Source organism: Odoribacter laneus YIT 12061 (assembly GCF_000243215.1).
Taxonomy (GTDB): domain Bacteria; phylum Bacteroidota; class Bacteroidia; order Bacteroidales; family Marinifilaceae; genus Culturomica; species Culturomica lanea.
Window position 1 is genome coordinate 2420863 of the sequence record NZ_JH594596.1, and the last position, 26946, is coordinate 2447808.

A 26946-nucleotide genomic window follows, 5' to 3' on the forward strand; every position below is an offset into this window, starting at 1 on the left:
CATTCGGTTTTAATTTTCCAATTTCATCAGATCTTTCCCGATGTCTCCCCGATACGTCTTACCTTCAAATGTTATCTCCTTCACATTCCGATACGACAAATCAAGAGCTTGCTGCATTGTTTTACCATAAGAACTGACAGCAATCACCCGTCCTCCGTTTGTCAATATTTTTTCTCCTTCCCTGCGGGTACCGGCGTGAAAGATCAAACTTCCTTCCACTTTCCCGATCTGAATCTCTTTTCCTTTTTCATAACTTCCGGGATATCCCTTGGCCACCAACATAACAGTCGTACAATACCGGCTGTCCATCGCAAAACGTGCAGTTTTCAATTCTCCCCGAGCAGTTGCTTCGAAAAGCTGAATCAGGTCTGCTTGTATACGGGGCATCACCACCTCCGTCTCCGGATCTCCCATACGCACATTATATTCTATGACTTTCGGCTCTCCTTCTACATTCATCAACCCAAAAAAGATAAATCCTTTATAATCAATTCCTTCAGCTTTTAAACCGGCAATCGTGGGACGAATGATTTTCTCCTCCACTTTCTGATTAAAAATTCCGTCTGCAAAAGGAACAGGGGAGACAGCGCCCATTCCTCCTGTATTTAAACCGGTATCTCCTTCCCCTATCCTCTTATAATCTTTTGCAGATCCCAATATTTTATAATCTTTTCCATCCGTCAGCACAAAAACAGATATTTCTATTCCCTGTAAATACTCTTCAATTACTACGCGCTGACTGGCTTTACCGAATTTACCTTCCAACATTTCCTTCAATTCGGATGTTGCTTCCTGCAAATCTTCCAAAATCAAAACCCCCTTTCCGGCAGCCAACCCATCAGCCTTTAAAACATAAGGCGGCCTCAAGGTCTTTAAAAAACCGACCCCCTCCTCTATGCGGTCAGGAGTAACCGTCATATAAGCAGCCGTCGGAATTTGATATTTAAACATAAATTCTTTAGCAAAATCCTTACTCCCTTCTAATATTGCCCCTGCCTTTCCCGGCCCGATAATCAATAAGTCTTTCAATCGGATATCGGCTTCCAAGGCCTCCCGAATCCCCTCTACCAACGGATCTTCCGGTCCTACAACCACCATATGAATCCCCTCCCGGGCAACGAAATCCGCAATCCCTTGAAAATCCGAAACTTTTATATTTACATTCTCTGCAATCTCAGCCATACCAGCATTTCCAGGAGCTACATATAATTTTTCCAATTCAGGACTCTCTGCCATTTTCCAAGCCAACGCATGTTCCCGGCCACCGCCGCCCAATAATAATACTTTCATATCCAGACTTATAAAATTAATTCAATACCCCATCGCTCCTCCAATTCACAAGGTACAAAAATAGAAAAATACTTCTGTATTCCCTACCGGATTCCTAAAAACACGAGAAAGGAGAAACCTTTTTCAGCACAAACAGATCCCCCCGGTTTTTCTGACTTTATCAGAAAACGACAAACCTTTCCTTCGTTCCTGGAGGATCCTTTCCTTGCCTACAGTGACCAAGGAGGTAAGAAACGAACTTTCGGCGATGCAGCAGTTACGAAAACGGATCTGTTTGCTCCCGCCGACTTCTTTTTTATGCGTTCATCTCATCTACAGTATAATTTAAGAAACGATTGAAACGATACATTTTTTGAAAGATGTCCACAATCTTTGCCTGGGCATCCTTTTCCGTAAAAAAAGAATCCGGTTTATAAGTAACGATATCGTAATGCTTGTATTTCAACAAATCTCCCTGAGGAAAATCGGAAGGGAAAGGAGCCGGCACCTTCTTCAATTTATCAGTAGCATCTATACCGGCAAATTCTGCAGCAAATTTCTTCTCTTCCAAAATAGAAGTAAATTCTTCTATATTATCGTATATATCCTGACGCAATTTCTTTAACAAGGAGGGTTCCGGACAATACAACCCACCTCCCAACAAACTGCCATCGGGTTCCAGATGTACATAATAGCCCGCCCGCTGACTATTTCTTCCTCCGGGAGAAGCAAGATAAGCTGCAAAATGAGTCTTATAAGGAGATTTATCCGGAGAAAAACGGACGTCCCGATAGATTCTGTACACACAATCTTTGACATTCAACCCTTCGATTTCTTCATCAAAACCAGCTGTTTTTTCAATCAGCTTCCCCACCCACTCGTCAAACCAGGCCTTCAATTCCACGTACCGCTTCTTATGCGCATTAAACCATTCCCGATCATTATTTTCCCGCAACTCCCGTAAAAAATCGTATATCTCTTTCATAACTGATGTTTAAAAAATGAATTTACTTGCTTCTGTACAAAAGTAATAAATGGCCCCAGAAATAAATCACCGCAGCAGAAAAGTTTATTCAATTTCAATTACAATATTATTAAATAATTGTTTATCAATAAATTATTGATTTACATCCCCGCCGACTTCCCCCTTGCATCCTCCGGAGGCCAAGTCCTATTATATATTTTAAATGATTCCTTTCCTTCCACCCAACAGAGGTCTTCCGCCGTATTCACTAATATACAAACTTTCCAAACCGGCAGAACAGGCGATTTCATCGTTTTGTTTATAGCTTAAAATTTAGTCGATAATGTTTCCCATGGAATTGTCCATGAACACTAAGCCTATTACGTTTTATAATTTCTCTTTCCTCAGATAGTATAATTATGATGTTTTTATATTACTCTGAATCTTTATCTCTTACTGTCCTTGAATCCCATTGTATAAGAACCTCATCCTCAATTGGATCTTGTTGGAAAAATGGAATATGATACTATTTAATAATAATTTCATTTATCCCGAATGCCATAATTATAAATATAACACAGTGCCGTACAATTTATTTATCCACATTGCGAATAATCTGTCCGTTACAGAGAAAACTTTATTGATCTCTGTAATGATATCCCTTTCAAGAAGTTTTTTTACAGCGGATTGCACCGAACTTGCCGAAGTAAGGCTATGGCGTTTGATGAAATCGGCAGATGTAATATGCTCTGCTTCGCCATCTTTGGCAATGGCATAAAGCAACTCCTTCTGCTTTTCGGGTATGTTCGACAAAATCTCGCGAAATATCGTGTCGTTGGAGGCAATCATATTGTCGATGGCAGCTTGTATAATCTCCAATGTACACTCCTCGCCTTCGGAGGTATCGGCAAAAGATTCGTTGAATGTTTTTTGAATGTAGTAAGTATGTCCTTGGAAAAGGGCGTAAGCTTTCTCCACGTTTTCAGCCGAAATGCTGCGGTTTCGTTTTTCGAAATGACCCATAACAAACGGGATGTAAATCTCCGGTGCAATCGCTTTCAACTCCACTATGTCGGCACTGTGATAGAAGGGGCGTGCAGCGGATGTGAACATCTCTTGCATCATGTGTCGTTCGCTACCGGCAAAGATAAAATGGCTGTTATCCGACCGTTGTATGTGAGTTCGCAGCAGAGCCTCGATATTCTTTTCCGGATATTTGGCAATTTGTTGAAACTCGTCGATTGCCACAATACAGGGTTTGTCTGCGTTGGACAAGTATTGGAAAATCTCGTTAAGAGTATATTCAGGACGTTCAATATCACCTAATTCGACATTGAAAGTGGGGAGATTGGTTATCGGGTCAAATCCGAATTTGCCACGAATGGATTTAATCGTCTGGAGGAAGAGGATTGCCATTTTACGGCTACGGGGTAAAAGGGTCTCGTAAATCTCCCGACCAAGCAGATAGGTAAATTCCCGAAGGCTTGACGTATGCAAAATGTCAATAAAGAAGGTGTAATACTCCTTGCTTATCTCCGGTTTGTCATAGCAGAATTGAATTAATCCTGTTTTACCCATACGACGTGGTGATATAATTACCAGATTGTTCCCGTTGGTAATGGACTTTACAAGCCGAGCTGATTCATTTACTCTATCACAAAAATATTCCGGTGCGATTTTACCAGTTACAATAAATGGATTTATTGCCTTCGCCATATAGTTCTCTTTTTGCAAAGTTAATTATTTGTTTTGAATTATGCGAATAGAATAATTATTTATTTAATAGAATGCCGAAATATTATTCCGAGAAACTTATTTTATCGAGTTTTTAAGTGTAATAAGATATTTTGTATTCAAGTTTTTATTCCAAGTTACTTGTCTACAATATATTATCACATATGCTGCTCAATTCTCACACGCTATAAAAACAGAGTCACAAGGAATTTCTGCCAATAGTTTCAACTCTTCAAGAGTCAGGAACTCTCTTTTGGCGTCCTCATCTTCCCTCTTATCGAGCAAGTCGTTAATGTCCTCTCGGATAAGTTTATCACGATAGCAAATCTTCAACAAATGTCGATAGGTTCCCCACCACTTACTGCCTTTTGATTGGGCAAAGTTTCGGAAATATTCGAGGAAGTCAGCTTTCAGTTTATCCTTATCCAGGAATCCGTATTCCTCATTGATGATGGATTGTCTTCTGATTGCTTTTATACCTTCGGGCTTAATCTTAACCCCCTCCTTGTATTTGCGTTGTATTTCGTTTTTGGGCGATTGAAAGATATACCTCCCGAGCTACTCTTTATATACGAGTTTCATTGTGCTACGACTGTATAGGGGAAGATAATACTCGGGAAATAGCAATTCCCATCCTCGCGAGATAAATTTGCTACATAATGTTACTTTTGGTACCCTATTAACTAATTTGAATGTTTTCGAATACCTTGCCTATCTTATCCTTGGGGATTTTTAGGACACCAGCAAAATTTGAACTGTCAGGTCATCGGTCCAGACACATTAACGCAGCGCATAGAATAGTTTACCGTGTGGAGGACAATCGAATCATTGCAGTAGTTATTTCTATGCGCTATCCTTATAAATAATAAAAACGGGAATTTGAAGTTTCCCGTTTTCGCTTATATGTAAAGTTTACGAATCAAACCTACCGTTCAGTATATGAATTTCCCGAATTCGCTGATAATGGTAAGCTTATTTCCTTCTCCCTCATCGCTGTTGTAGCAACGGCCAATGAGCTGAGCATCGATATTAAAACTTTTTGAAATCGCAATAATTTCGGGAGCCAATTCTTCTTCCACATATATTTCCATACGGTGTCCCATATTAAAGACCTTATACATCTCTTCCCAGGGAGTACCGGATTGCTGTTGTATCAAGCGGAACAAAGGAGGAATAGGGAAGAGATTGTCTTTTACAATATGCATATTTTCTACAAAATTCATCACTTTAGTCTGGGCCCCTCCGGAACAATGGATCATGCCATGAATTTGATACCGATATTGATCCAGTATCTTTTTTATGACAGGGGCATATGTGCGGGTTGGCGATAAAACCAGTTTCCCGGCATTCAGTTCACTTCCCTCGACCGGATCAGTAAGCTTACATTGACCAGTATAGACGAGTTCTTCCGGAACATTGGCATCATAACTTTCCGGATATTTTCCAGCCAGATATTTGGCGAAAACATCATGCCGGGCTGAAGTCAATCCATTCGATCCCATGCCTCCATTGTACTCTTTTTCATAAGTAGCCTGTCCGTAAGAAGCCAATCCGACAATTACATCTCCGGCTTGTATACGGGCATTATCCACGACATCCGACCGTTTCATGCGGCAAGTCACAGTAGAGTCCACAATAATAGTACGTACCAAATCTCCGACATCCGCCGTCTCTCCTCCTGTAGAATAAATACTGACGCCCAATTTCCGGTATTCTGCCAATAATTCTTCAGTACCGTTGATGATCGCAGCAATAACTTCTCCCGGAATTAAGTTTTTATTCCGGCCAATCGTCGAAGAAAGTAATATATTATCGACTGCTCCCACACAAAGCAGATCGTCAATATTCATAATCAAAGCATCTTGGGCAATTCCTTTCCATACCGAAAGATCCCCGGTTTCTTTCCAATACAGATAAGCCAGAGAGGATTTCGTACCAGCTCCATCCGCATGCATAATATTGCAGTACCCGGGATCACCTCCCAAATAATCGGGCACAATTTTGCAAAATGCTTTTGGAAAAATTCCCTTATCGATATTTTTGATAGCGTTGTGTACGTCTTCTTTGGAAGCCGACACTCCCCGTTTATTGTATCTTTCGTCTTTTCTCATGATATTGGTACTACTTAAAACCTTTTTTCTGAGCCTAAAAGGTTGCAACTTTCTATTTTGAACAGGCAAATTTATATAAAATATCGGTTATCGGAAACTGAAAATTCCAAACAAATCCTCAATGCCAGATCCGGTGAAAAATAGCATAAAGCCGCCACCAAATCAGAAATAACAAAGCCACCGTAATAATATAGGTCACCGCCACACTGGTATGTAAGAAATAACGGACAGTAAAAGCCAATCCTTCTACTCCGTTCCAAGGATTCAAACCCACCCAGGTGTACCGGAATTCTTCCGGCATTGAAGTCATTGACAGCACGCTAAAAGCAGCAATCAAAACCAGTAAGGAAACAATAAAAGCTGTTTTATTGATATTTTTCATGAAATTGAATGAATGATTTATCTGCTACAAAGAAAGCGAATTTTCGGTTCAATCGGAAAGAATCAAACTTAAATATAAATTCAGGGAGCTTTCCTCTCGGAAAGCCGAACAAAAAAAGCCACCTAAAACAGTGGCTTTTTTACTGCTCCTCAGGTAGGACTTGAACCTACGACCTACGGATTAACAGTCCGCCGCTCTAACCAACTGAGCTACTGAGGAATTAAATAAAAGAACTTCAAGGCAATTGTTCGCCTGGCTCCTCAGGTAGGACTTGAACCTACGACCTACGGATTAACAGTCCGCCGCTCTAACCAACTGAGCTACTGAGGAATTTTTCTCAAAAAGCGTTGCAAAGATAGTCTTTTTTTTGATAGCTGCAAAATTTCGTTACAAAAAATATGAGAATAAAAAGTAAATTTAGACATTAAAAACAGGATCGGAGTGTAAAAAACAAATCGTTAATAGGTTAAAGCGTATAAATGTTTAAAAAAGTGGAAATAACGAAGAAATAGTTTAAGTTTGCATACCTTCTCACCCCAGTCAGGCAAGAATGGAATGGTATAAAAATGTGATTTTTAAATGAGAAAAGAGATGAACTATTTTAAAGAAGTGAACGTAGCCGTTACCGTATGCGACAAAGAAGGGAAAATCATCGATATGAATGATAAATCCCGTAAAACCTTTATTAAGCCGGGACAAGCAGAATTAATCGGTAAAAATGTGTTAGACTGCCATCCGGAACCAGCTCATTCTCTATTAGCAGATATGCTTATACATCCCCGTACGAATGTGTATACGATTGAAAAAAACGGAATCAAAAAACTGATTTATCAAACGCCCTGGTACGAAAATGGGGAATATCAGGGATTTATGGAATTATCCATGGAGATTCCGATGGAAATGCCTCATAAAGTCAGAAAACCGAATCCCTAAAAGGAACAGGTTTTCTGTTATAGAAAGAATCAATGTTTTTCAGCCAGGATTTCCTCCAGGTCCAATTGCTGAAAATACAGTTCTCCTGCCCCTTCATAGATTACTCCCAACCGACCGGGAGTAATTTGCGTCAGACAGGAATAACCATAACTTCCCGGTTCATATACGAGTCGATGATATTTTTCAGGCCAGGTTTTCCCTTCATCCAAACTCAATTTCAAAGTGGAATGGGTACGATTAAGCGTATCCGCAGGATTAAAAAAGGCTAAACCCTGCCGGCCATCCTGCAACCGAATCCGTATCAAGCTAGCCTGGCAAACAGGCTCCGGTAAAGCAGAACGAGAAGAACTATGCTCTTCCCAAGTCTTTCCCCAATCTCTAGTAACGGCAACCGCACGGGAACCGCCTCTATCATCCCGCATATTCAGCATCAAGCTTCCGTCCTCCAATTCCACCACCTGGGCTTCCGTCGTTTTACTCCGTGCCCCCGTTCCCATATGCCAACTCTTTCCTTTATCTTTACTATAAAGAATGGTAGAATGCGGTATCTGTTTTTTATCCTTAAACTGTGCAGCAAACACCAATGTTCCTGTTTTTGTCGTAATCCCCATTCCCGGGCCGTTAAAACACAGATACCATTCCGGATTTTTAACCTGAGAAGTAATATTGATCGGTTCCGCCCAAGTTTCCCCTTCATCATCACTATAAGTCAAAAGCAACTGCCCGGTTTTATCCGGCGTAGTGCCGGGTTGGGAAGCCCACCAAGCCCGCTTTCCAGGCTTTCCGTGTAACCACAAAGCTGCAATCCAAATCCGCCCGGTTTCGGGGTCAACTAAAATAGCAGGATCTCCCACTCCATTTTCTTTTTCAGGCCTCTCTCCCCATTGTCCCCTATCTATCGCTTTTTGCATGGGCAACCACGTCCGGCCACCGTCCACACTACGGCTGACACCGACATCAATGTCTTCCTGAAGGTCCAAAGAGTTATTATGACGCATATCATACACGGCTATCAAAGTTCCTTTGGGAGTACACACCAATCCCGGTATACGGTAGGTATGGACGCCATCGTCCCCTCTTTTACGAACCGCTTGCCCCACCGCCGAAGGCAGCAAAGGGAAAGGCGTACTTATCTTTGCCCGGGCGTCGGCAAATAAAACTTCCACACACTGCATATTTATCCGATCCGTAAGTTTCGCCTGATCCGACAATTCTATAGCCACCCAGAAATGGTTTTTCCCAGGCTTCAGGATTTGACGCCCTTCAAATTCAGAATGGGAAATTATTTGCTGAGTACGACCGAACAAGACGACAGGGTTGAATTTTTCAGACAGACCCGTAAAAAACACATTTATCCTTTCAACGGCCTCCGGATTCGTGGTTCCTTCGGCAGATAAAACCAATTTATTTAACTCTATTTCCTGTTCCGTAGGGTTATCAATCTCGATATGAAGAACCGGATTCTCTGTTTTTCCGATAAACACGGGAGTAACTGTCTTCGAAAGCTGTACAGGGATCAGCACTTCCGAACGAGTACATCCTCCAAATATTCCCAACAAAAGTAAAAAGCTAAAAATTCTCATAGAAGTTATTTTGGATCTATTCTATATAATAATATCCAAATATAATGAATTGTTAAAAGAAGGCAAAAATCAAACGAAAACTTTTAAAGTTCTGGAAGAATATCTTCCCTTTCACGAAAAAGCTCTTTTTGTTTTACAAAAGCAATCAGTTGTTCAAAAGAAGTGAAGGTCTTTTTAATCTGATTATTTTCCCATAAACGAAATGCATGAGGTGAGCATGCTTCGAGTACTAAAGTTGCTTGTTCTTCCAATTGGAACCCGTTTCTTGTCAAAGCATTTTGTGTCCAGAAAAATAACTCACCTTCTGCTTTTAAGGTTATTTTTTTACCTTCCCGTTTTTGAGGACGAAAGTTTCCATTTTTCCGGTCAAATATAATTTCGTTACGGGCAAAAAATTGATTGATTTCTCCGGAAAAGACCAGATCTTCCGTCGCGCCACAGACCAAACCTTTGTCGCGGGATAAAAGCCATAAACGATCTCCGAGCAGCAAAGCCTGTTCCAGATCATGGGTAGACAAAAGTACGGTTTTTCCTTTTTTCTCTGCCAACTCATGCAATAAATCCATCATTTCAATCCGGCTCACCACATCCAGGAAAGCAGTAGGTTCATCTAATAACAACAAAGGACACTCTTGAGCCAGAGCTTTAGCAATCATCACCTTTTGCCGTTCACCATCCGAGAGCTCAGCCACATAACTTCCCGCTTTAAAAGCGACGCCCACAGCGTCAAGCGATTGGTATACAATCTCTTCATCTCTTTTCTGCAAACGTCCAAAAAAACCCGTATGCGGATGTCTACCCAGGGAGACTAAATCAAATACGGTCAAACCTCCTGCCATTGTCCGATCGGTCAAGACCAGCCCGATTTTACGGGAAATTTCTTTCTCTGTATAAGTAGTAAAAGAGCGTCCTTCCAGAAAAATATCACCCGTAAGAGGAGCTTGAGTCCCTCCCAAGGTTCGCAATAAAGTAGACTTCCCTGCTCCATTGGGTCCCAACAAGCAGGTCAGCTCCCCTTGCCGGAGTGCAAAAGAAAGCCCTGTATGAACTTTTTTCACTTTCCGCCCCTGCCGATAGCCAATCGTCAAGTTCCGGGCTTGTATCATAATATCACTCCTCATATCAGCCATTAATTCTTAGAGAATTCAATTAAAATATTGTATTTTCTTCTGGTTTACAATAACATAAATAATCACCGGAGCTCCTAATACCGGCGTAATGGCATTGAGCGGAATTACTCCCGTCGCTCCCGGCAGGACACTGATCAGATTACACAAAAGTGCTATACCGGCTCCCCACAGCAGCGTCAAAGGCAATAAATACTTGTGATTCGAAGAACGTAGCATCAAACGGGCAATATGAGGAACAGCCAAACCAATAAAGGCAATCGGACCGCAAAAAGCGGTCGTTACGGCCGTCAATATACCAGTACTTACCAACAATAAAATCCGCACCCTTTTTACATTTATCCCCAGATTTTCAGCATAACGCTCTCCCAATAAAAGTGCATTTAAAGGTTTTATCAATAATACAGCCAATACAAGTCCCCCGGTCAACAACAAACAGAATAGGGGTAATTGAGTCAGAGAAATTCCGGAAAAATCTCCCATCCCCCACATGGTATAAGAAAAAACGCCTTCAGCTGTAGAAAAAAAGTTCAGCAAAGAAATTAAGGAAGAAGTGAGATAGCCGATCATAATACCGATAATGAGCAACATCACATTACTTCGAACCAAGGTAGAGAAAAATATAATTAATCCCAAAACAGCTGTAGCCCCTGCAAAAGCTGCAATAATAACGGCAATATATCCGGAAAAAGAAAGCCCGGCAGAAAAATTTCCCACTGTTCCTCCAAATAACAACATAACCAAAGCTACGCCCAAACTAGCCCCCGAATCTATGCCTAAAATAGAAGGACCCGCCAAGGGATTTGCAAAAAGAGTCTGTAACAATAAACCCGATACGGCCAGTGCAGCCCCGGCAAACAAAGCCGTAACAGCCTGTGGTAAACGGGTTTGCAATACGATAAAAGCCCAGGAGGTTTTCTCCGCCTCTTCTCCCATCAGGATACGAACGACTGCACGAAAAGGGATATCCACAGAACCGATAAAAAGACAGCTCGTGAATAAAATAGCTATTATCAATAGCGGAAGCCAGATCATCCTGCGTTTCACCATCTTATAACTGTTTAATTTTCCATGGCTTTGTAATATCTCAACTGATGTTCAGGCAATAATTCCGGATGAAAAATTGCAACCAAATCTTTCAATAAATAATCCGGATGGACCGGTACTTCTTCGTAATAGGAAACTTCAGCCGTATTACAAGTATAGATACGCCGATTTTTATAAGCTGCAAATTTTGAATAAGGTGCATATTCTTTTTTCAGATCTTCATAGCTCATATCCCGGGGACGGTTGTATTTAATCAACCAAAAATCAGCATCTCCGTATTTTTCAAAAACCGTTTCAAAAGGCCATCCCACACTGCCAACCTGCTGATCTATCTCTTTTCCGACAGTTGCGCCGGCATCTTCCAAAAAATGGGCCATATAACTTTTACCTCCCGGCAAATACCATACGGCACCGTACTTTTTTTCCGTTACGACAGAGGGACGTTCCTTCACCTGTTGCGTCAGTGCTTTGATTTCCTCATAGGCTTTTACCGTTTGCCAGAAAAGAGAATCTGCACTCTCTTCTTTACCAAAAAACAGAGCCTGAAAACGGATCCATTCCGCCCGGCCTAAAGGCGTTGGTTCCATATAATCGACACATTTTATCTGAGGAATACCCGTCTTTTCCACTCGTCCGTAAGGAGCATTACTCAAAGGAGAGGTGATCATAGCATCCGGAGCCAGCTCTATCAACCGCTCTACATCAGGCGCCCCCGCTTCCCCGATATCTACGATCTTCCCATTCGCTACTCCCTGTTTTACAAAATCCAGATCGATATAACGGGATTCACACACCCCCACCAACAGATCCCGCACCCCCAGTAATTCCAATACGCCACAATGCACAGAAGTAGCTACCACTACCCGTTGCAAGGGAGTACGAATAAGGATTCCTTCAGGCAACCGGACAGGCAAAGCTTTGTCTTTTCCGACAAGCACATACCTCTGCAAATAACGGGTCGTATCCCAAGGATCCCGGATTTTTATTTCCGTATAATCGGACGTACGGTTTACGGTATAACCGGTGGCATAATATACCTGATATTCTTGGACCGTAGTCGGCTCTTTGGACAGAGATTGGTTGTTTTGCCGGCAAGACGCCAGCAGAACAACCAGTCCCATTCCGAAATAGAGACAAGCCTTCATTAGAAGAACAATGCTTTACAGGGACTAATTCCCCCACTCCCGAACTTCTTGATCAAGGTTCCATTTCTGGAAAAACGATATATCTTACCTGTGTTGACATAATCAGAAGTCCCCACATAGAAATCCCCATTATGCGGATCTACAGCCATCATATATACACTTTCCGTTTCTAAAGTCTTCGCTTCCCCTTCCAGTTTCAAAAATGAAGTCTCGTTTAACTTTTGCTGCTTTGTATCATAAGAAAAAAAGGTATTCGTGGTAACATTAGGCTTCACATTCCAGTTTGTAACCGAATTAACCAGATAAATAATATCTTCATTTTCTACCATCTTCGTGGCAGGAGTAATGCTCTCTACAGCTCCTGTCTGTACATTTATTTTTTGCAGAGCATAGGGTATATCAGCATAATTTCCCCAAGAAAGTACATAAACATTATCCCCTGCTTCAAGTAAATCATTCGGATTGAGGGCTACGTCAAGGGTCTGAACTACTTTAAAAGTAGCAATATCAATGACAGAAACGGTTGTTCCGCTTCCCCAGCCAGAATTAGCCACGTATAATTTTCCATTCTCTTCTACAATCTGCTCCGGGTTGTTTCCCACAGAAACATAAGCTTCGATCTGTAGGGTAGCCGTATCAATACGTGCCACTTGCCCGCTATAAAGGGTTACATATAATTTTCCATCTTCAGCTTCGATATAACGGGGTTGTCCATCTGTAGAAACATCAAAAGATAAAGAAGCCCGTTCTACACCGTTTTTATCCATTTTAACCAAGCGACTGGATCCGTATACACTCACATACACTTTGTCGCCGTATACAATCATATCCTGTCCCGTATCTCCCAAATCTTTCCCATTTTGCGAACGATAAATATCCCGGGTAATTGCACCTGTCTCCGGATTATAAGCTGTAATACCGGCATTGTTTCCCTCAGAACCACCCTGATTTAAAATAAAAATCCCGGTAGTGATTTCTCCCTGTTCCGACTCATCATCACTGCAAGAAGCAAAAATAAAACCGATTCCAACCAAAAGAACAATAAATAAATTTCTGAATTTCATTTTAATAGTATTTAAATTAAACATTTTCTCTTTTAAAATCTTATTCTACCGGTAAATCGCCAAGAGCGTCCGGGCATAGGGTAATCTTTAATCACCGCATACTGTTTGTCTGTAAAATTGACACATTCTGCCTGAAGACGGAGTGCACAATTCTTCCATTCAAACTCCCGGGATACCGACAATCCGTGTTCCACATACCCCGGTATTAAATTTTGCTCAATATTTTGAGGCAGGCTGTAGCGTTCTCCGACAGCAATACAAGTATACGAAAGACTAACCCAAGGCATTTCCAGAGCAAATGCCCCATTCCCCGTATGCTGAGGAGTGTAGGGAATCTGATCTTTATAATTTTCTTTATCCGGATTGGTGACATCCACAGCTTTTTGCCAGGTATAATTCGCCGACAAACTCAACCGAATTCGGGCCGCCAGAGAAATGTCCCCGGTAAAATTAAGATCTACTCCGGTAATATCCACCTTCCCCATATTCATCATTTTCCAGACATAATTCGTCGGACGGGCTACGATTTTATCATCCACCCGATTATAATAAACATCAGCCGTAAAAGTGATAAAATCTGTAAACTGGAAAGGAGCCCCGCTCCAGGTGATACCCACATTATATTCCCGGGCTAACTCCGGACGCAAATTGGTGTTTCCCATACGTAAATAATACAAATCATTAAAAGTAGGTAAACGGAAAGTGTGTTTATATAAAAAACGGATATATAAGTTCTGAGTGTCCCAGGGGCGTAGAGATAAACCCACAGAAGGAGTACATTTGTAATGATCTGCCAACGAATTTCCTGCCTTTCCTTTATCTTTCATCCAAGTATGGAGGATAACGGCCGTTACTGTCAGAAAGCGATATTGATAACGGGCAGAAAATGCGGCAAGCGCAGAATACCGGACCGGATCAAGCGTATCCACAGTCGTCCGTAATGTGTTTACCGCCCCGTCTGTAGCCAAGGAAAATGCCCAATTTTCTATCGGCCGGAAAAGTGCAGTAGCTGAAACATAATATTCTTGTTGGCGATGCCGGTCTTCCAGCACCCCCTTATCCGGATAAGCCGGATTTATATCCCTATATTTATTCCACGAATAATTATACTTCAGGGCTGTTTTCAACGCCCATTTCCGGTCAAAATGTTTTTCATACCCTGATTGTATAAAAAAATTCTTATCCCATAAACGTTCCGCGGCATAAGGATTATATAATATAATATTCCCCGGTAATCCCCTTTTGGAATCAAAATAATAAGCTTTTGTATTCCAATGACTACTATCTTTTAGAACAGTATATAAATTTATCTCGGAATGCCAGGAAAGAATATCTGAATTATAGCGTTTCCCGTGAATCATAAAATTTCCATTTTTATGTCGGAAAGGATAAGTACCATCTGCTCGCATAAAATCTCCGTCCAGAACGATTTTTGTCCGGGGAGACAAACGTGCAAAATAGCGCATAGCAGGGTTAATCAAGCCGAAAGAGCCGCCCTTTATCTGAGCTTTTAAGCCATATAACCTATTCTCCCGGAAATCGGGAATTTCGCTCTGTATATTCAAAACGCCTGCCGAAGCAAACATCCGGGCCGATTGAAAAATATGACTTTCCTGTCCTACCGCCAGAGATACCCTGGCAACATTATCCAATGAAAAACGCCCGATATCGATTTGGCCGGCCTGACAATTGCTCACCACTATCCCATCATATACCACAGCCGTATGGTTAGCCCCCAAACTACGGACCGAAACGGTCTTTAAGCCACCGATACCACCGTAATCCTTGACAGCTACTCCGGCAAAACGCCTCACAACATCCGCCAGACTCTGGTATCCCAGCCGGGCGATCTCCTCCCCTTCCACGATTTGTACAGGCGTCAGAGACCGGACAACAGAAGGCCGCTTTTCAGCGGAAACGTCTACCTGCTGCAATTCGTAGATCTGAGTCGTATCAACCTGCTGAGCCTGCATTGGAAATGATATCCCCATTTCCCATACGACCCAAAAAAGTAAAAACCGGTAAAATTTCCGCTTTTCCAATTTTTATTAAAATAATCCGTTCGACAATCGGGCCAACTCATTCGTTTACCCCGCTTCAACGACTTCCAAACCGGTAAAATACACGATGTAACGGTGAATTCACCACACCTGATGTTTTCTACAGCTATATCCTCGAAAGCTATTGAAAAATGCATGTTTTGCAGGTCTTCTGACTACCCGGTTCAAGCGCCTTCCCATCTCCAAGAGACAGTGGCTAAAGTAATGCTTGACACATCATAGGATCACAGCAGCGGGACTGTTCAGGACTCTCACCTGATTCCCATTTAATCCATTCCGCCGAATGACAGTCTGGAACAAAACAATGCAAAGATAGGATTAAATGTGTAAATGCAAAAACGTTCAAGTATTTAAATGATTCAGACCGCAGGATAACTCTTTCTTTAGAGATTTGCCTCAGCGCTTTTGAAGGGGAATCATCGGATCGGATTCTTTTTGTAACAAAATTTTTCTAGATTTAATTTGCTTGTTTATTTTTTTCTTAGGTATTCCTCCGCCTTGTTTCGGGAAAGAGCTGGAGACTCCGTTCGCTATTTTGTATAGTCAGTCTCCCCTAAAACGCAGATGCTTCCTCCTTTTAGTCACACTTCGTGTGCCTAACGTCGGCGGACAACCCTGCGTTTTTTAACGGTACGACTTCCTGACAAAATTACGCTCTCTCCCGTCATATCTCTTTCCCGAAACAAGGCTCCGGCTTCAAACACAGGAACTTTGAGAAAACATTTAAAGAAGCGACGAGGGGAGGGTTTGGCGGGTATCGGAGGTTGTTTGTGTTTTTCAGTCATTGCGGGAAGGAGCGTCTTTCTGTTCGAAAGCGGAGTGTAAAAAACACCATTTGTCCGCCGACGTTAGGCAGGCAAAGCCTGGCTAAAAGGAGGAAGTTTTGGTGTTTTAACGGAGCTTGAGCTTACAGAAAAGCGAGTGAAGCACGACTGAAAAACGCAAACAACCGAAGAAGGAGAAGCAAATTAAATCTACTATAAAAACGGCACTCCAATCGCTTTGTCCCGCCCTTGGGGTACCGTTCTCTTTCGGGAAATATTGCAGACGTTCCCTCCTATTTTCACCTAATTCAATTCGTTATTTCCCCCTTCTCTCAGCAAGGTGCGAATACGCTGCCGGAGGTTAAGTTGGGCACTATCTACTTTCGCCTTCCGGGAAGGAATGAATAAATCCTTATATTTCGCTTTGGTAATCCGAAATTTCATCTTTTCCAACGATCCTGAAATATCCACTCCCGCCCGGAAAGGGATAGGAGATTTCAACAAAGAAACGTGATATTTGAAAGTCATGTCGATATTATGTTCCCCTCCCACCGCAACTTTATAACGATCCATTTCCAATAAAAACGGAAAGATTTCAATCACACCGTCTTTTACCAATAAATCAACCGAAATAGAATCGATCATATTTCGTTTTTTATTTTTAAACATCAGCATTTTAGAGATTTCAGCAAAAGTCTCCCCATCCATTAATACCAGATTATGTCCGTCCAAGTAAGCAGCTGCCCGCAGAGTAGGTAAATCAATCATAAATGTTGAATCCAGCCAGCTCTCTGCCGAAATATGAAAATCCACAACACCCTCAAAAGATTTCAACATAGGAAAGAGCGTATCCAGTGAAGGGATTACCCGAACCAAGCTATCAATCCGGATTTCGTGCATTTTTAAAGCAAAACCGGTGTAAGCCTGCAAAGTATCCGTCGCTTTATAAATTAAAGTAGCATCCATATTGGCAGCAGAAGAACGCAATTTCAAATCTGAAACTTCAATGCATTGGTTTTTCATTACCATTTCTCCGTGTATACTATCCATCAGCAGCTTACCGAATATCATCTGGTCGATATCGGTTCTAAACGTAAAATCAATACCCGATGGCACCACAAATACGGAGCTATTTCCCTCATACCCGACAGTATCACTAACAACAGCAAGCTTATCCATATCGTCCTCTTCTGTAGATATCGATTCCTGATATCCCCTCTCGACTTTATTCATATAAGCAGTTCCCATATCCAAGGCACGCATCAGCTGATTGCAATTAATCATTTTCGACTGAACCGTAAGTTCGGCTTTAAGCTCCTCCTTTTTAAAGAATGCTCGTGTCAAGTTTGTAATACTCCCCGTCAAGCGGATATCCGATCTCCCCAAACGCATCACAGCAGAATCCAATAAAATTTGCTTCCTGTCGAAACGGATACGGGTACCCGGCATACGGATACGCAACGGGAAATAAGGCGTATAAGCCCGTAAACCTTCAAAATCAACATATCCCGAAGGAAACCATACCCGTTCATGCCGACGGCTCCTGCTGGCAGACAACTGTAAATCGCCTTTCGTAATGTTCAACCGGTTATTAAGAGCCCTTAATCGTAAACTGTCGAATTGAAACTGCGCCTCTATCCGCGGAATATCTTTATTGCGTTTACTCGGCATCAGTTTCGCCTTCGCATCCATCTGCTTCACTCCCAACAATAAAGTATCCCGTACAATAAAAAGTGTTCGTCCAATATGTAATCCGGAATTTACGGTCGCAATAGCCGTAGTATCCCGTAAAGGAGTGGTCTTCAACGTCAAGTAAGTCGTATCCATCAACAACCTCACTTTATTCTTCACGTGAATATCCAAACCGGAATACCCCACAATGCCATTCAAGAAATCAACGCCCTGTATAACGTTCTCATTTTTCCGATTGGTAGCAAAACCGATTCCTGCGGATTTTATATTCATTACAATACTGTCCTTAGGAACAAAAACAGCGACATCCTGCATTTTACACCAACCTCCCACTTTCAACCGTCCGTAATTAGCAGCCATCATATCCGAAAGCAAGGCAGTTGCCTTTAAAGAAGTTCCGATTTTTCCCTTACAAATCACCCCATCCGTCAAAGGGAATATCCGAGTCAAGTCGTCAAAATCGACTTCAGCATCCAATTTCGCTCGAAACAGCGGGTCTCCTAAAACATTCTCCGCTACCCCCACCAAATCGATATCCGTTTTCCCACCTTTCATGCAAAAACGGTTCAATTTAACATAAGAAGGCTGCTCCTTTTGTAAATCGATATGAGCAAAGAAATCCATATCCAAATGTTCTATCTGGGAAGGCATTCCCTCGTACGCAATATAACCATCCTTAATTTTAAACTCAGAAGTCAACAGGGGAATATTTTCCTTTCCATACAAACCCTTCAAGGCACCCGTACAAAGCACGCTTCCTTTTACATCTACTTTCCTATTCTTATCCAAGACAGCGTCGGGTACCAAATCCAGCAAAGTCTTTAAAGAAGGAATATGAATTCCATATTTCACATCCACCCACACCGTCCGGTTTACGGTATCTGCCTGTAATCGTCCGCCTGCTCCAAACTTTATGCCGTTTACTGTAAATACAGCTTTTTCTAAGGTATATAAAAGAGAATCTCTATTCACATTCATGCGGGTTTCCATTCCCAAAGCCAATCGTCGGATCAATAACTGTCCTTCCTGCCACAGAAGCAGATTTTGAGTCGTAAATCCCAATTGAAGGTCAGCTGTACGACCTAAAAAATTTCCATCCACCTCTAAATTCAAGCCTTCCACCCGGGAATAAAGCTGCGTACTGCGATCATCAAACACCAACCAGCCGTTCCTTATTTTCACATTCTTTATATCCAGTAAAGTCTCCGTTTTTTCCTTTTCCTCGGGAACAACCGAATCTGCAACCACCGAACTGGATGTTTCTTCCACCATATTCCAGTTGGCCTCCCCCTCCTTATCTACAAAAGCATAGATACGCGGACTCTCCACAATAAAATCCTTTACTTTGATTTCATTTCTCCTCAGATAAGCTATTGGATTCACCGTCACCAGGCATTCTTTTATATACATCAAAGAATCGGTCTTAGCTGCCTGTACAGAAGTATCCCGCAAAACATTTGAAACAATACTGGCATCTGTTATTTTCAATCCGAAATCCGGGAAAGTAGAGAAAAATGTCAATTCGATTTCTCCGATATGCACATCTGCCTTTAAATATTGAGCAGCAGTTTTTTGGACAAAGGGGGTCAGTTTCGAAGGTGTGAATACAAAATTAATCACAATGCCTATCGCAACACCAATCAGGACAATGATTCCTAAAATTGTCAGGGAAATCCATTTCAGTATTCTTTTTCCCTTTGATTTTTTTACTTTTCCAGACATGACTCAATCGTTTTTCCACACCTTTCCTCGTCCCGCCTTATTCCTCAATAGATCAAATAACGAAGCCGCATTTTTTTGAAGTGTTCTAAATCCGTCTGCCAGGATTCCCGTATCTCTGCCTCCGTCTTCCCTGCCAATATCGCCTCCCTCAAATCAGACGTCCCCGCTAATTTATCAAAAAAAGGAATAAAAAACGAAGTTTTTCCTTTATAATTTCGATAAGCTTCCAATAACCAATCCAGGCGGAGCCTTTTTTCCTCTTTCACCACTTCATATTGATCTCTCAAATCTCTACCATAACACGTTTTTCCCAAACATTTCGGATTTTTACTCATTCCCTCTATAGCAACAGGAATATACACATAAGGCATATTCTCCAGCTCCGGATGTCCGAAAACTTGGAAAGGGATCCGAGTGCCCCTGCCTTCGTTGACCACCGTCCCTTCAAAAAAACAGACGGAAGGATACAGCATTACCGATATCCGGTCCGGCAAATTCGGAGAAGGTCTACGAGGTAACTCCACAATCATATCCCGCGACCAATTCCGACACGGAATAACAGTCAATTCACATACCACCCCTTCCCTCAACCAATGTTCGCCATTGATCATCTTTGCATATTCCCCTATAGTCATACCATATACCACCGGTACGGGATGCATACCGACGAAAGAAGTATAGCCGGATTTTAAAACCGGTCCGTCGATATAAAAAGCATTCGGATTAGGCCGGTCCATCACAATCAGCGGAAGCCGGTTTTCCGCACAAGCTTCCATAACATAATGCAAGGTGGAAAGGTAAGTATAAAAACGGACTCCTACATCCTGCATATCAAAAACAACGACCTCTATTCCCTCCAGATCCGACGGCAAAGGCTTCTTTTTCGAACCATATAAAGAAACGACAGGCAAACCGGTCTGTTGGTCCGTATAATCTCCCACCCTCTCTCCGGCATCTGCTGTCCCCCGGAAACCGTGTTCCGGACAAAAAATCTTCACCACTTCCACCCCCTTCTGTCTCAAAAAATCAACAGTATGTACGCCCTCCTCAGAACCTGCCGCAGGGACATTCTTTCCAATCCGTTCCATTTCACAAACCACAGAAGTCTGGTTGGCTACCAAAGCAACCTTTTTTCCGTTGAGTTGTTCCTGATAAAGCTCATACTGCAGAACACCCGGCCGGACCGCTTCGGCCGAAACGATTTGTCTCCCGAAAAGAAACAAACCGAGCAAACCCATAAAAAATTTCACATACATACAACCAAACAATACTCTTCCTTCTTAACGATTCCCTTCTTTATAATCCAACCCTGCCGTAAACAAGATTGCTTCTACCTGCCGGAGCATATTCCGTTTTTTATCATCCGGAGCATAAATATATCCCATCATATAAAGCACCCGGTTATTTTCTTGGTCCAATATCACATTGAGGACAAACGGGCCCCCCATATAATCGTTCACGACCATCCACAAGCCTCTTAGCAATACGGCATAATGTTTTCCTGCATAATTATACACATTTGACACAATAGGAGCTACAGTATCCAAAGTCATATAAGTTTTGGGAAGAGGACCCGGAATAAATTTTTCCAATGCTGCATTTACCGTATCCACAATGGCCTGCTCCCCAAATTGGGCCGCATCTTTATATTCTTTTTGGAAAAATATAATTCCCCGGCTATCTACGCGGGTTTCCCGGGATATCCAAACAAAATCAGTCGTATCTTTATTGATAAGATACCCGCTAGGGCAACTTAGATACAAATGATATTTATCTTTGAAAAGCCGATATATCTCCGAATCCGGTTTCTTTTTATAATTCGCCATTAACCGGTCCTGTTCTGCTTTCAGAAAAACATCCAGCATTTTTTGCTTATTCGCCTCAAATACTTTTAAAAAAGCGGCTTCACTGGGCGCATCTATTTCGAAATATTTTTGGGTCTGGGACCAGGGACTATCTTTAAAACGAATCGTCGCAGAATCAATCTCTGGAGAAATTTTAGCCATCAAAACATTGCGGTATGCTTTTACATTTTTATCGAAAAAAGCTACCGGTAGATTTATAATGTCAAATACAGGTTCCGGCTGCGGCAAGCCAATTTGTTCCTGGGTAAACCATTGTTTTACCGTATCTCCCACAGGACCTTGCCATTCTGCCTTATCCATGACAATTAAAATTTCATTCGAACTACCGGAAGGAACTGGCAATGCTTTTCCTTTCTCTTTACAGGCAGCTACTGCCATTAACAGGAACAAACTTATCGTTATTTTCATTAAAGATGCTGGTTTCATAGATTCGAGTTTTATTGGTTATATTTTCTCTAAAACAGACTCAGTATTTACTATCTGCAGGTTCCAGTATACCTTTGACGGAACCGACCAAAATTTTGGCTTCCACCATGAGTGGGATACGGTGTTCATCCTTACTTACCCATATTTTCATATTTTCGCCTCCCTTAAAGACATCCCCTTCTACCAGAAGAGGAGAAAATACATAACATTCTCTCTTTTTCCCTCCTACCCTCACTTTATCCAGTCCCTGATAACGGATATAAAGGTCATAAATCTTATTGTCAATCAATATCCGTATGGGTATAAGTTCTTTGGGACTTAACGTATCAAAATTGATTTCACGGGCCATCCAGGCAACAGACAACATATCATAAGTCAAAGGTTGCAAGGGAATGGTATCTTTTCGGAAATACTTCCCGATTTTATGTGTTTCTCCATATACTCTCATACTATCATAATCGACAGTATAATCAAATGTCTTATGGTAACTTCCTTCATGAGCTTTACGGGAAAACTCATAAGGCAAAAAATTATCCGGATTAAAATGAGACGTCAAGGTATCCCTCAACTTAAAAACCCAATCCCAGGAAGGCAAAGAAGTTCCAATAGCCTGCAATTCCACTGCTCCCGGATATTTTTCCGACGGAGACACAGTAAATTTCACTGTTCCGGCTCTCATCCAAAAGATTCCCCAATTGTAATACCCACTATACACTAATTCTTCCACAGCAGCCGGTTTTTGTTGAGCCCAGACGGACCCCACCGTGCATACCATGAGTGCTATAAAAATCAATTTTTTCATTTCCCGTTCTTTCTATTAATCTACAACCCGAGCAGATTGTGTGTTACGGCCCTTCTGTATATTTCTTTGGCCAGTATTTTCGTTCCCCGTTTGTATGGCCTTTTGGGGACCGCCGCCCGAACGGTCCTTCCGGCCTGGTTTTTTGTCTTCTTCTTTCGTTTTTCCTTCTCCTCCCCGATAAGGACTATTCAAATCAAATTCCTGTTCTACATCAAAATTTTGTTTTACATTAATTTCTATCGGCAGATATCGTATTTCTTCCGGTTGGATCCCTTTCATATAAAGTCCGGTATCCCATTCTCCATTTCCGTTCTCATCCAGAATAGCTCTCAGTTTGTATTTGCCTTCACGCAAATAGTCAAACGTGATTTTACTGTCCTTATCTACGATTTTCTGATCCAAAACGTTAAATATTTTCTGTCCTTTTTCGTCTTTCTTGCTGTCTGGTTTATACAATTGCAATATCACCTGTCCTTTTACACCTTTTAAAGTGACCATTAATTTTCCATAAGTTTCAAAAGCCCGGATTTTAAATTTCTTTTCTACCTGCTCATTAATATGACCATAAATATCCGAAATAGCTGCAGAATCAATCGTCAGTTCGTATTCTTTTTCCGGCTCCCATATCCTTTCTAAATAAAAACGCCGCATCTGTGTACTATCCTGTCTGAAAGCAAAATCTATAGGCTGATAAACCGTATCTACTTTTTCTGACAGATGAATATGTTCTTTCACCTCCTCCGTTACAGGCCGATCAAATTCCAACATAATCCCTTTGTTCAAATCATGATCCTGTTCTACGCCGACATTAATTTGTAAGAATTCAATCTTGGGTTTTTCTTCTTCTTTTTTCTTCCTTTTTCTGGAGTTCTTTTCTTTCTCTTTATCTGCATAAACCAAACGGACGGTATCCAGGTGATTCACCCACATTCCGGTACTATCCGATCTCAAATAAGATAATTTTAAATTCAACGTATCCCGCTTATAAATGGTCGAATCCTTTATCCAAAGCCGGACCGTATCGCCACCGGGAGAAACTTCCGGAAAATACCATTTATCCGTCACTACAGTATCCAGTAACTCTACCTCAAAATCATTTTTCCCCGGAATACTGAAAGTAAAATATAGCAATTCCCGTTGCTTCCTGTTATTATCTGTCATATACAATTGCGTCAGCTTCTCCTGAAACATCCTCAAAAACAAATTATTCGGTCCGAAGGCATTATAAGTCCGCATAACCAAAGAATCTCCTCCCAAGGTATCTATTCGTGTGACAGACATAATAAGCGGACGTACCAAAGTATCCAAAAAAGCAACCTGTTCCGCTTCAGGAGTGTACTTCATATCCCGGTTATCATCCATCACCGACAATACTTTATAATCCGCTTCCCTCAAATTGGTTACCCGGAAAAAACCGGAACTGTCGGTACGCGCAATATAATCAGGCAATTGTAAAAGAGGCACGGAATCCCTATGCTCCGAATAAAGAAAAACATAAGAACCGATGACAGGCTCATTCGTTTGCGCATCGACCACATTTCCGCTCAATTCCAACGAATCAAGCGTATTTCCGGTAGAAAAAACATAACGATAATAGCCCAAAGGATTCCCTTCATTATTATCCACAATCGCATCTGCAAAATCCAAACTATAGGTAGTATTCGGACGTAAGGTATCCTCAAATTCAACCATAATATATTTTGCCCTCAAACGTACCCGCGGTTTTTTGGCTTGAGGCGGAGAGATAATGAATTTTTCCTGAACATTTTTTAATTGTACAAATTCGTCAAAATATATATTAACGCTTTTCTTCTTAAAATTCGTATTAAAAGAAGCCGGGACCTCTGCAATCACTTTGGGAGGAGTAACATCTTTTGGCCCCCCCTCGGGATATCCTTTATTTGCACAAGCCTGCAACAATATACAGATAAGTACTGCACTCAAGCAAATCAAACAGATTGAACGATAACTGTTCCTATTCATATACCTTCTCCTTATTTCAGACAACTATTGAATCAACAAAGTTAAAAAAAATTGTCAGTATTAAAGGTTACGAAATTATAAAGTTATAGATTCAAAAAAACGAAGAAATAAAAAAGAAAAGAATCCCTTAAGCCCAGGTTCGCCCCAGACACCCTAAACTGAATCTTATATTTCCGGCCTGCGCCAATGTTTCTACACAAGAACGCATGGTAGCCCCTGTAGTAATGACGTCATCTACAATCAATAAATGTTTCCCCCGGACCGAATGACAATCCTGCAAATCAAAAATATTCCTTACATTCTGCTGTCGTTCCACAACACTCATCCCTGTTTGAGAAGCAGTATTCCGGGTTCGGGTAATCACTTTATCGTAAATAGGAATATTCAAAATCTCCGTAATTCCCAAAGCGATTTGCAAAGATTGATTATACCCTCTTTTTTTCTCTCTTTTCGGATGCAAGGGAATAGGGACAATTCCCTGAATACCGACTTGCCTACCGATTTTTTCCCCCAACATTTTTCCCAAATATATACCTAATTTTTTTCCAGAACGATATTTTAAAGCATATACTAATTTTCGGTAATCACTATATTTACTGTAATAAAAAAGAGAGTATAATTTTTCCGGACGACAGGCTTCTTCAAAAGTTTTCAATACAGTAGTTTCAGCTTGATACAAAGAATCGGTACAAGGGAAATCGGCCAGACAAGCCGAACAAATATAAACTTCCCCCCTCCTTAAACAACACTCACAGACCATACACAGGCGAGGGAAAAACAAATCGGCTAATGCCCTTCCAAAAGCCATTTTGATGTTCATTTTAACTCTTTCATCTTTCAGTATTTTCTTTTATAGCATTTTATCCATTCCACCTCCTCCGGAAAAGATATATCAGCAATTTGTTGTCTGTCATCCCCTCCAACTCCCAACACCAGATAAAGAGGTATAGCAGGGATATCTTTCACCACTTCCTTTACAAGGGCATCGTTTATCTTCCACACCATTCTTTCAGGAGTCCACTCCAACGAAAAAATATAATAATCTTCTGTATATTTCAATCCATTCAACAACTGCAATGTATTTTTTCTACTCCTCCCGGGAGCCACTATATTTCCCATATAAATACCATCTTTACTCCCTTTTAAAATTTCAATCCGGGGTATATCCGCTTCCCCTCTCAATCCAAAATACTGCTCAACAGAAGAATTTGTCAATTTTATTTTTGCTTCAAATTTTCCATAACATTGACGGAAAGACAAAGCCGTACTCAATTGAGTTCCACACCCCTGTCCCTCTCCCCCGATTTTTCCTTCCCTCCGACCCCATTTCAAAGGGACATTCCGGCCTTCTTCTTGAAGCAACAGCCATTTTTCCTGATCCGGTTTCCCGGCAGTAAACTTTTCTTCGAACACCAATTCCCAATGGCACATATCCAGAAAACACTCATCCGTACTCAATAAGAAATACCGGATAATATCCGGACGTTTTTTTAAAATCTCGTATTCGCACCACGACTTGTAATCTTCTGTAGTTTCATATCTATTTCTGTCTAATAGAAAACGCTTTTCCTGCCGAAACGTTTCTGATTCCACATAAGCTCTCAATTTTTCAAACTCCGTCGGCAATCCACTTTCTTTTACTTTTAAATAATAGACAAATTTTCGTTTGCCTTCCAAAGCTATCGCTTCTTTTAATGCCTCTTGTTTTTCTAATTGCTTGTACTCCGCATATTTTTCCGGGTACGCCCTCCTGTTTAACACCCCCCTTCGCACCTGGTCCCGCAACGCTGCATACCGGAGGTATAATTTAGATTCCCTGATTTTCAAATAATTCTTTAATTCCGAAGATTTTTCCATCAGATAGTAAGCTCTCAGTTGAGGCGATTTCAGCAAACTCTTATATTTTTTTTCCAGCCGATAACATTCACTTTCTCTATAGACCAAATGTTCTATCTTTTTCCGTTTCTCCCGAAAAGCTAAAGTATTGACGTATCCCTCCAGTTCGCAATAACGTTTTAAATCAGTACTCTCCTTTATCCGCGAATAAACACCATAATCATCCTGAAACACCATCCTCTGAATTTCAGCCTCCCGCGTACTACGGATTTTCTTATTATTTATACATATACTCATAATCCCGACTGCATAAACGCCACGCCTTCGGATAAACTTCATTTCCCCTACAGCCATATCACACCCTCCCCTTAGAAGCTAAACCTACGACAGCAGCTACTCTTTACTATCTGCAATTTTTATAACACACACAAAAAAGT

The 26946-nt window shown here is 41.4% G+C and carries 20 protein-coding genes, 2 tRNA genes and 1 riboswitch; of the genes, 2 read left to right on the forward strand and 20 right to left on the reverse strand.

All coding sequences use genetic code 11. From position 1 onward, the window contains the following. Positions 1 to 9: 9 nt before the first annotated feature. The 3 genes from purD to HMPREF9449_RS10120 form a co-directional block, all read right to left on the reverse strand. Entirely contained in the window at positions 10 to 1290 is a 1281-nt protein-coding gene (gene purD, locus HMPREF9449_RS10110) for a phosphoribosylamine--glycine ligase (RefSeq protein ID WP_009137160.1), read from the reverse strand. A 295-nt stretch (positions 1291 to 1585) separates the two neighbouring features. Continuing rightward, positions 1586 to 2254, reverse strand: coding sequence for a DUF2461 domain-containing protein (locus HMPREF9449_RS10115; RefSeq protein WP_009137161.1), 669 nt, complete (start codon positions 2252 to 2254; stop codon positions 1586 to 1588). Positions 2255 to 2797: 543 nt separating this feature from the next. Next, a complete protein-coding gene (locus HMPREF9449_RS10120; protein WP_009137162.1) occupies positions 2798 to 3949 on the reverse strand; it encodes an AAA family ATPase in 1152 nt (383 codons plus the stop codon). Between the two features lie 710 nt (positions 3950 to 4659). Between HMPREF9449_RS10120 and HMPREF9449_RS17025 the strand changes: the two genes are divergently transcribed. After that, on the forward strand, positions 4660 to 4833 hold the full coding sequence (locus HMPREF9449_RS17025; RefSeq protein WP_083833165.1) for a type II toxin-antitoxin system YoeB family toxin: 174 nt from the start codon (positions 4660 to 4662) through the stop codon (positions 4831 to 4833). Positions 4834 to 4899: 66 nt separating this feature from the next. On the opposite strand, the gene HMPREF9449_RS10125 is transcribed toward HMPREF9449_RS17025, so the two are convergent. The 4 genes from HMPREF9449_RS10125 to HMPREF9449_RS10140 form a co-directional block, all read right to left on the reverse strand. Then, the gene (locus tag HMPREF9449_RS10125) at positions 4900 to 6078 is read right to left on the reverse strand and encodes an AIR synthase related protein (protein WP_009137163.1); all 1179 of its coding nucleotides are present in this window, start codon (positions 6076 to 6078) and stop codon (positions 4900 to 4902) included. A 118-nt stretch (positions 6079 to 6196) separates the two neighbouring features. After that, complete coding sequence (locus HMPREF9449_RS10130; protein WP_009137164.1) at positions 6197 to 6460, reverse strand: hypothetical protein; 264 nt, start codon at positions 6458 to 6460, stop codon at positions 6197 to 6199. Between the two features lie 145 nt (positions 6461 to 6605). Further along, positions 6606 to 6679, reverse strand: a tRNA-Asn gene (locus HMPREF9449_RS10135). Between the two features lie 34 nt (positions 6680 to 6713). Further along, positions 6714 to 6790 (reverse strand) — tRNA-Asn (locus HMPREF9449_RS10140). A gap of 261 nt (positions 6791 to 7051) precedes the next feature. On the opposite strand from HMPREF9449_RS10140, the gene HMPREF9449_RS10145 reads away from it, so the two are divergent. After that, positions 7052 to 7393, forward strand: coding sequence for a PAS domain-containing protein (locus HMPREF9449_RS10145; RefSeq protein WP_009137165.1), 342 nt, complete (start codon positions 7052 to 7054; stop codon positions 7391 to 7393). A 29-nt stretch (positions 7394 to 7422) separates the two neighbouring features. Here HMPREF9449_RS10145 and HMPREF9449_RS10150 read toward each other — a convergent pair whose 3' ends face one another. The 13 genes from HMPREF9449_RS10150 to HMPREF9449_RS10215 all read right to left on the reverse strand — a co-directional run bounded on the left by HMPREF9449_RS10150 (position 7423) and on the right by HMPREF9449_RS10215 (position 26863). Further along, a complete protein-coding gene (locus HMPREF9449_RS10150; protein WP_009137166.1) occupies positions 7423 to 8976 on the reverse strand; it encodes a sialidase family protein in 1554 nt (517 codons plus the stop codon). An 83-nt stretch (positions 8977 to 9059) separates the two neighbouring features. Then, on the reverse strand, positions 9060 to 10106 hold the full coding sequence (locus HMPREF9449_RS10155) for an ABC transporter ATP-binding protein (protein WP_009137167.1): 1047 nt from the start codon (positions 10104 to 10106) through the stop codon (positions 9060 to 9062). A gap of 15 nt (positions 10107 to 10121) precedes the next feature. Next, positions 10122 to 11153 carry an iron ABC transporter permease gene (locus tag HMPREF9449_RS10160; RefSeq protein WP_009137168.1) on the reverse strand — a complete coding sequence of 344 codons (1032 nt, stop codon included), beginning with the start codon at positions 11151 to 11153 and terminating at the stop codon, positions 10122 to 10124. 11 nt (positions 11154 to 11164) lie between these two features. After that, positions 11165 to 12295 (reverse strand): ABC transporter substrate-binding protein, encoded by a 1131-nt coding sequence (locus HMPREF9449_RS10165; RefSeq protein ID WP_009137169.1) that lies wholly within the window; start codon positions 12293 to 12295, stop codon positions 11165 to 11167. Beyond that, entirely contained in the window at positions 12295 to 13359 is a 1065-nt protein-coding gene (locus HMPREF9449_RS10170; protein ID WP_009137170.1) for a YncE family protein, read from the reverse strand. The genes HMPREF9449_RS10165 and HMPREF9449_RS10170 overlap by 1 nt, the downstream gene beginning before the upstream one ends. Before the next feature lie 32 nt (positions 13360 to 13391). Continuing rightward, positions 13392 to 15401 carry a TonB-dependent receptor plug domain-containing protein gene (locus tag HMPREF9449_RS10175; RefSeq protein WP_147640059.1) on the reverse strand — a complete coding sequence of 670 codons (2010 nt, stop codon included), beginning with the start codon at positions 15399 to 15401 and terminating at the stop codon, positions 13392 to 13394. A 143-nt stretch (positions 15402 to 15544) separates the two neighbouring features. After that, a riboswitch (cobalamin riboswitch) is annotated at positions 15545 to 15736 on the reverse strand. Between the two features lie 750 nt (positions 15737 to 16486). After that, the gene (locus HMPREF9449_RS10185; protein WP_009137172.1) at positions 16487 to 19597 is read right to left on the reverse strand and encodes an AsmA family protein; all 3111 of its coding nucleotides are present in this window, start codon (positions 19595 to 19597) and stop codon (positions 16487 to 16489) included. Positions 19598 to 19641: 44 nt separating this feature from the next. Then, positions 19642 to 20853 (reverse strand): exo-beta-N-acetylmuramidase NamZ family protein, encoded by a 1212-nt coding sequence (locus HMPREF9449_RS10190; RefSeq protein WP_232211413.1) that lies wholly within the window; start codon positions 20851 to 20853, stop codon positions 19642 to 19644. A 24-nt stretch (positions 20854 to 20877) separates the two neighbouring features. Continuing rightward, complete coding sequence (locus tag HMPREF9449_RS10195) at positions 20878 to 21888, reverse strand: DUF4837 family protein (protein WP_009137174.1); 1011 nt, start codon at positions 21886 to 21888, stop codon at positions 20878 to 20880. A gap of 40 nt (positions 21889 to 21928) precedes the next feature. Beyond that, positions 21929 to 22690 (reverse strand): DUF3108 domain-containing protein, encoded by a 762-nt coding sequence (locus tag HMPREF9449_RS10200; protein WP_009137175.1) that lies wholly within the window; start codon positions 22688 to 22690, stop codon positions 21929 to 21931. A gap of 15 nt (positions 22691 to 22705) precedes the next feature. Further along, entirely contained in the window at positions 22706 to 24673 is a 1968-nt protein-coding gene (locus HMPREF9449_RS10205) for an Ig-like domain-containing protein (RefSeq protein ID WP_009137176.1), read from the reverse strand. 127 nt (positions 24674 to 24800) lie between these two features. Next, positions 24801 to 25481, reverse strand: a complete 681-nt coding sequence (locus HMPREF9449_RS10210) for a ComF family protein (RefSeq protein ID WP_009137177.1) — start codon at positions 25479 to 25481, stop codon at positions 24801 to 24803. A gap of 29 nt (positions 25482 to 25510) precedes the next feature. After that, positions 25511 to 26863 (reverse strand): glycoside hydrolase family 16 protein, encoded by a 1353-nt coding sequence (locus tag HMPREF9449_RS10215; protein WP_009137178.1) that lies wholly within the window; start codon positions 26861 to 26863, stop codon positions 25511 to 25513. Positions 26864 to 26946: the final 83 nt, after the last annotated feature.

Excerpts from the sequence above, each read along its gene's own strand:
- purD (WP_009137160.1), bottom strand. The coding sequence starts at position 1,290 with ATGAAAGTATTATTATTGGGCGGCGGTGGCCGGGAACATGCGTTGGCT.
- HMPREF9449_RS10115 (WP_009137161.1), bottom strand. The coding sequence starts at position 2,254 with ATGAAAGAGATATACGATTTTTTACGGGAGTTGCGGGAAAATAATGAT.
- HMPREF9449_RS10120 (WP_009137162.1), bottom strand. The coding sequence starts at position 3,949 with ATGGCGAAGGCAATAAATCCATTTATTGTAACTGGTAAAATCGCACCG.
- HMPREF9449_RS17025 (WP_083833165.1), top strand. The coding sequence starts at position 4,660 with ATGTTTTCGAATACCTTGCCTATCTTATCCTTGGGGATTTTTAGGACA.
- HMPREF9449_RS10125 (WP_009137163.1), bottom strand. The coding sequence starts at position 6,078 with ATGAGAAAAGACGAAAGATACAATAAACGGGGAGTGTCGGCTTCCAAA.
- HMPREF9449_RS10130 (WP_009137164.1), bottom strand. The coding sequence starts at position 6,460 with ATGAAAAATATCAATAAAACAGCTTTTATTGTTTCCTTACTGGTTTTG.
- HMPREF9449_RS10145 (WP_009137165.1), top strand. The coding sequence starts at position 7,052 with ATGAACTATTTTAAAGAAGTGAACGTAGCCGTTACCGTATGCGACAAA.
- HMPREF9449_RS10150 (WP_009137166.1), bottom strand. The coding sequence starts at position 8,976 with ATGAGAATTTTTAGCTTTTTACTTTTGTTGGGAATATTTGGAGGATGT.
- HMPREF9449_RS10155 (WP_009137167.1), bottom strand. The coding sequence starts at position 10,106 with ATGGCTGATATGAGGAGTGATATTATGATACAAGCCCGGAACTTGACG.
- HMPREF9449_RS10160 (WP_009137168.1), bottom strand. The coding sequence starts at position 11,153 with ATGGTGAAACGCAGGATGATCTGGCTTCCGCTATTGATAATAGCTATT.
- HMPREF9449_RS10165 (WP_009137169.1), bottom strand. The coding sequence starts at position 12,295 with ATGAAGGCTTGTCTCTATTTCGGAATGGGACTGGTTGTTCTGCTGGCG.
- HMPREF9449_RS10170 (WP_009137170.1), bottom strand. The coding sequence starts at position 13,359 with ATGAAATTCAGAAATTTATTTATTGTTCTTTTGGTTGGAATCGGTTTT.
- HMPREF9449_RS10185 (WP_009137172.1), bottom strand. The coding sequence starts at position 19,597 with ATGTCTGGAAAAGTAAAAAAATCAAAGGGAAAAAGAATACTGAAATGG.
- HMPREF9449_RS10190 (WP_232211413.1), bottom strand. The coding sequence starts at position 20,853 with ATGTATGTGAAATTTTTTATGGGTTTGCTCGGTTTGTTTCTTTTCGGG.
- HMPREF9449_RS10195 (WP_009137174.1), bottom strand. The coding sequence starts at position 21,888 with ATGAAACCAGCATCTTTAATGAAAATAACGATAAGTTTGTTCCTGTTA.
- HMPREF9449_RS10200 (WP_009137175.1), bottom strand. The coding sequence starts at position 22,690 with ATGAAAAAATTGATTTTTATAGCACTCATGGTATGCACGGTGGGGTCC.
- HMPREF9449_RS10205 (WP_009137176.1), bottom strand. The coding sequence starts at position 24,673 with ATGAATAGGAACAGTTATCGTTCAATCTGTTTGATTTGCTTGAGTGCA.
- HMPREF9449_RS10210 (WP_009137177.1), bottom strand. The coding sequence starts at position 25,481 with ATGGCTTTTGGAAGGGCATTAGCCGATTTGTTTTTCCCTCGCCTGTGT.
- HMPREF9449_RS10215 (WP_009137178.1), bottom strand. The coding sequence starts at position 26,863 with ATGGCTGTAGGGGAAATGAAGTTTATCCGAAGGCGTGGCGTTTATGCA.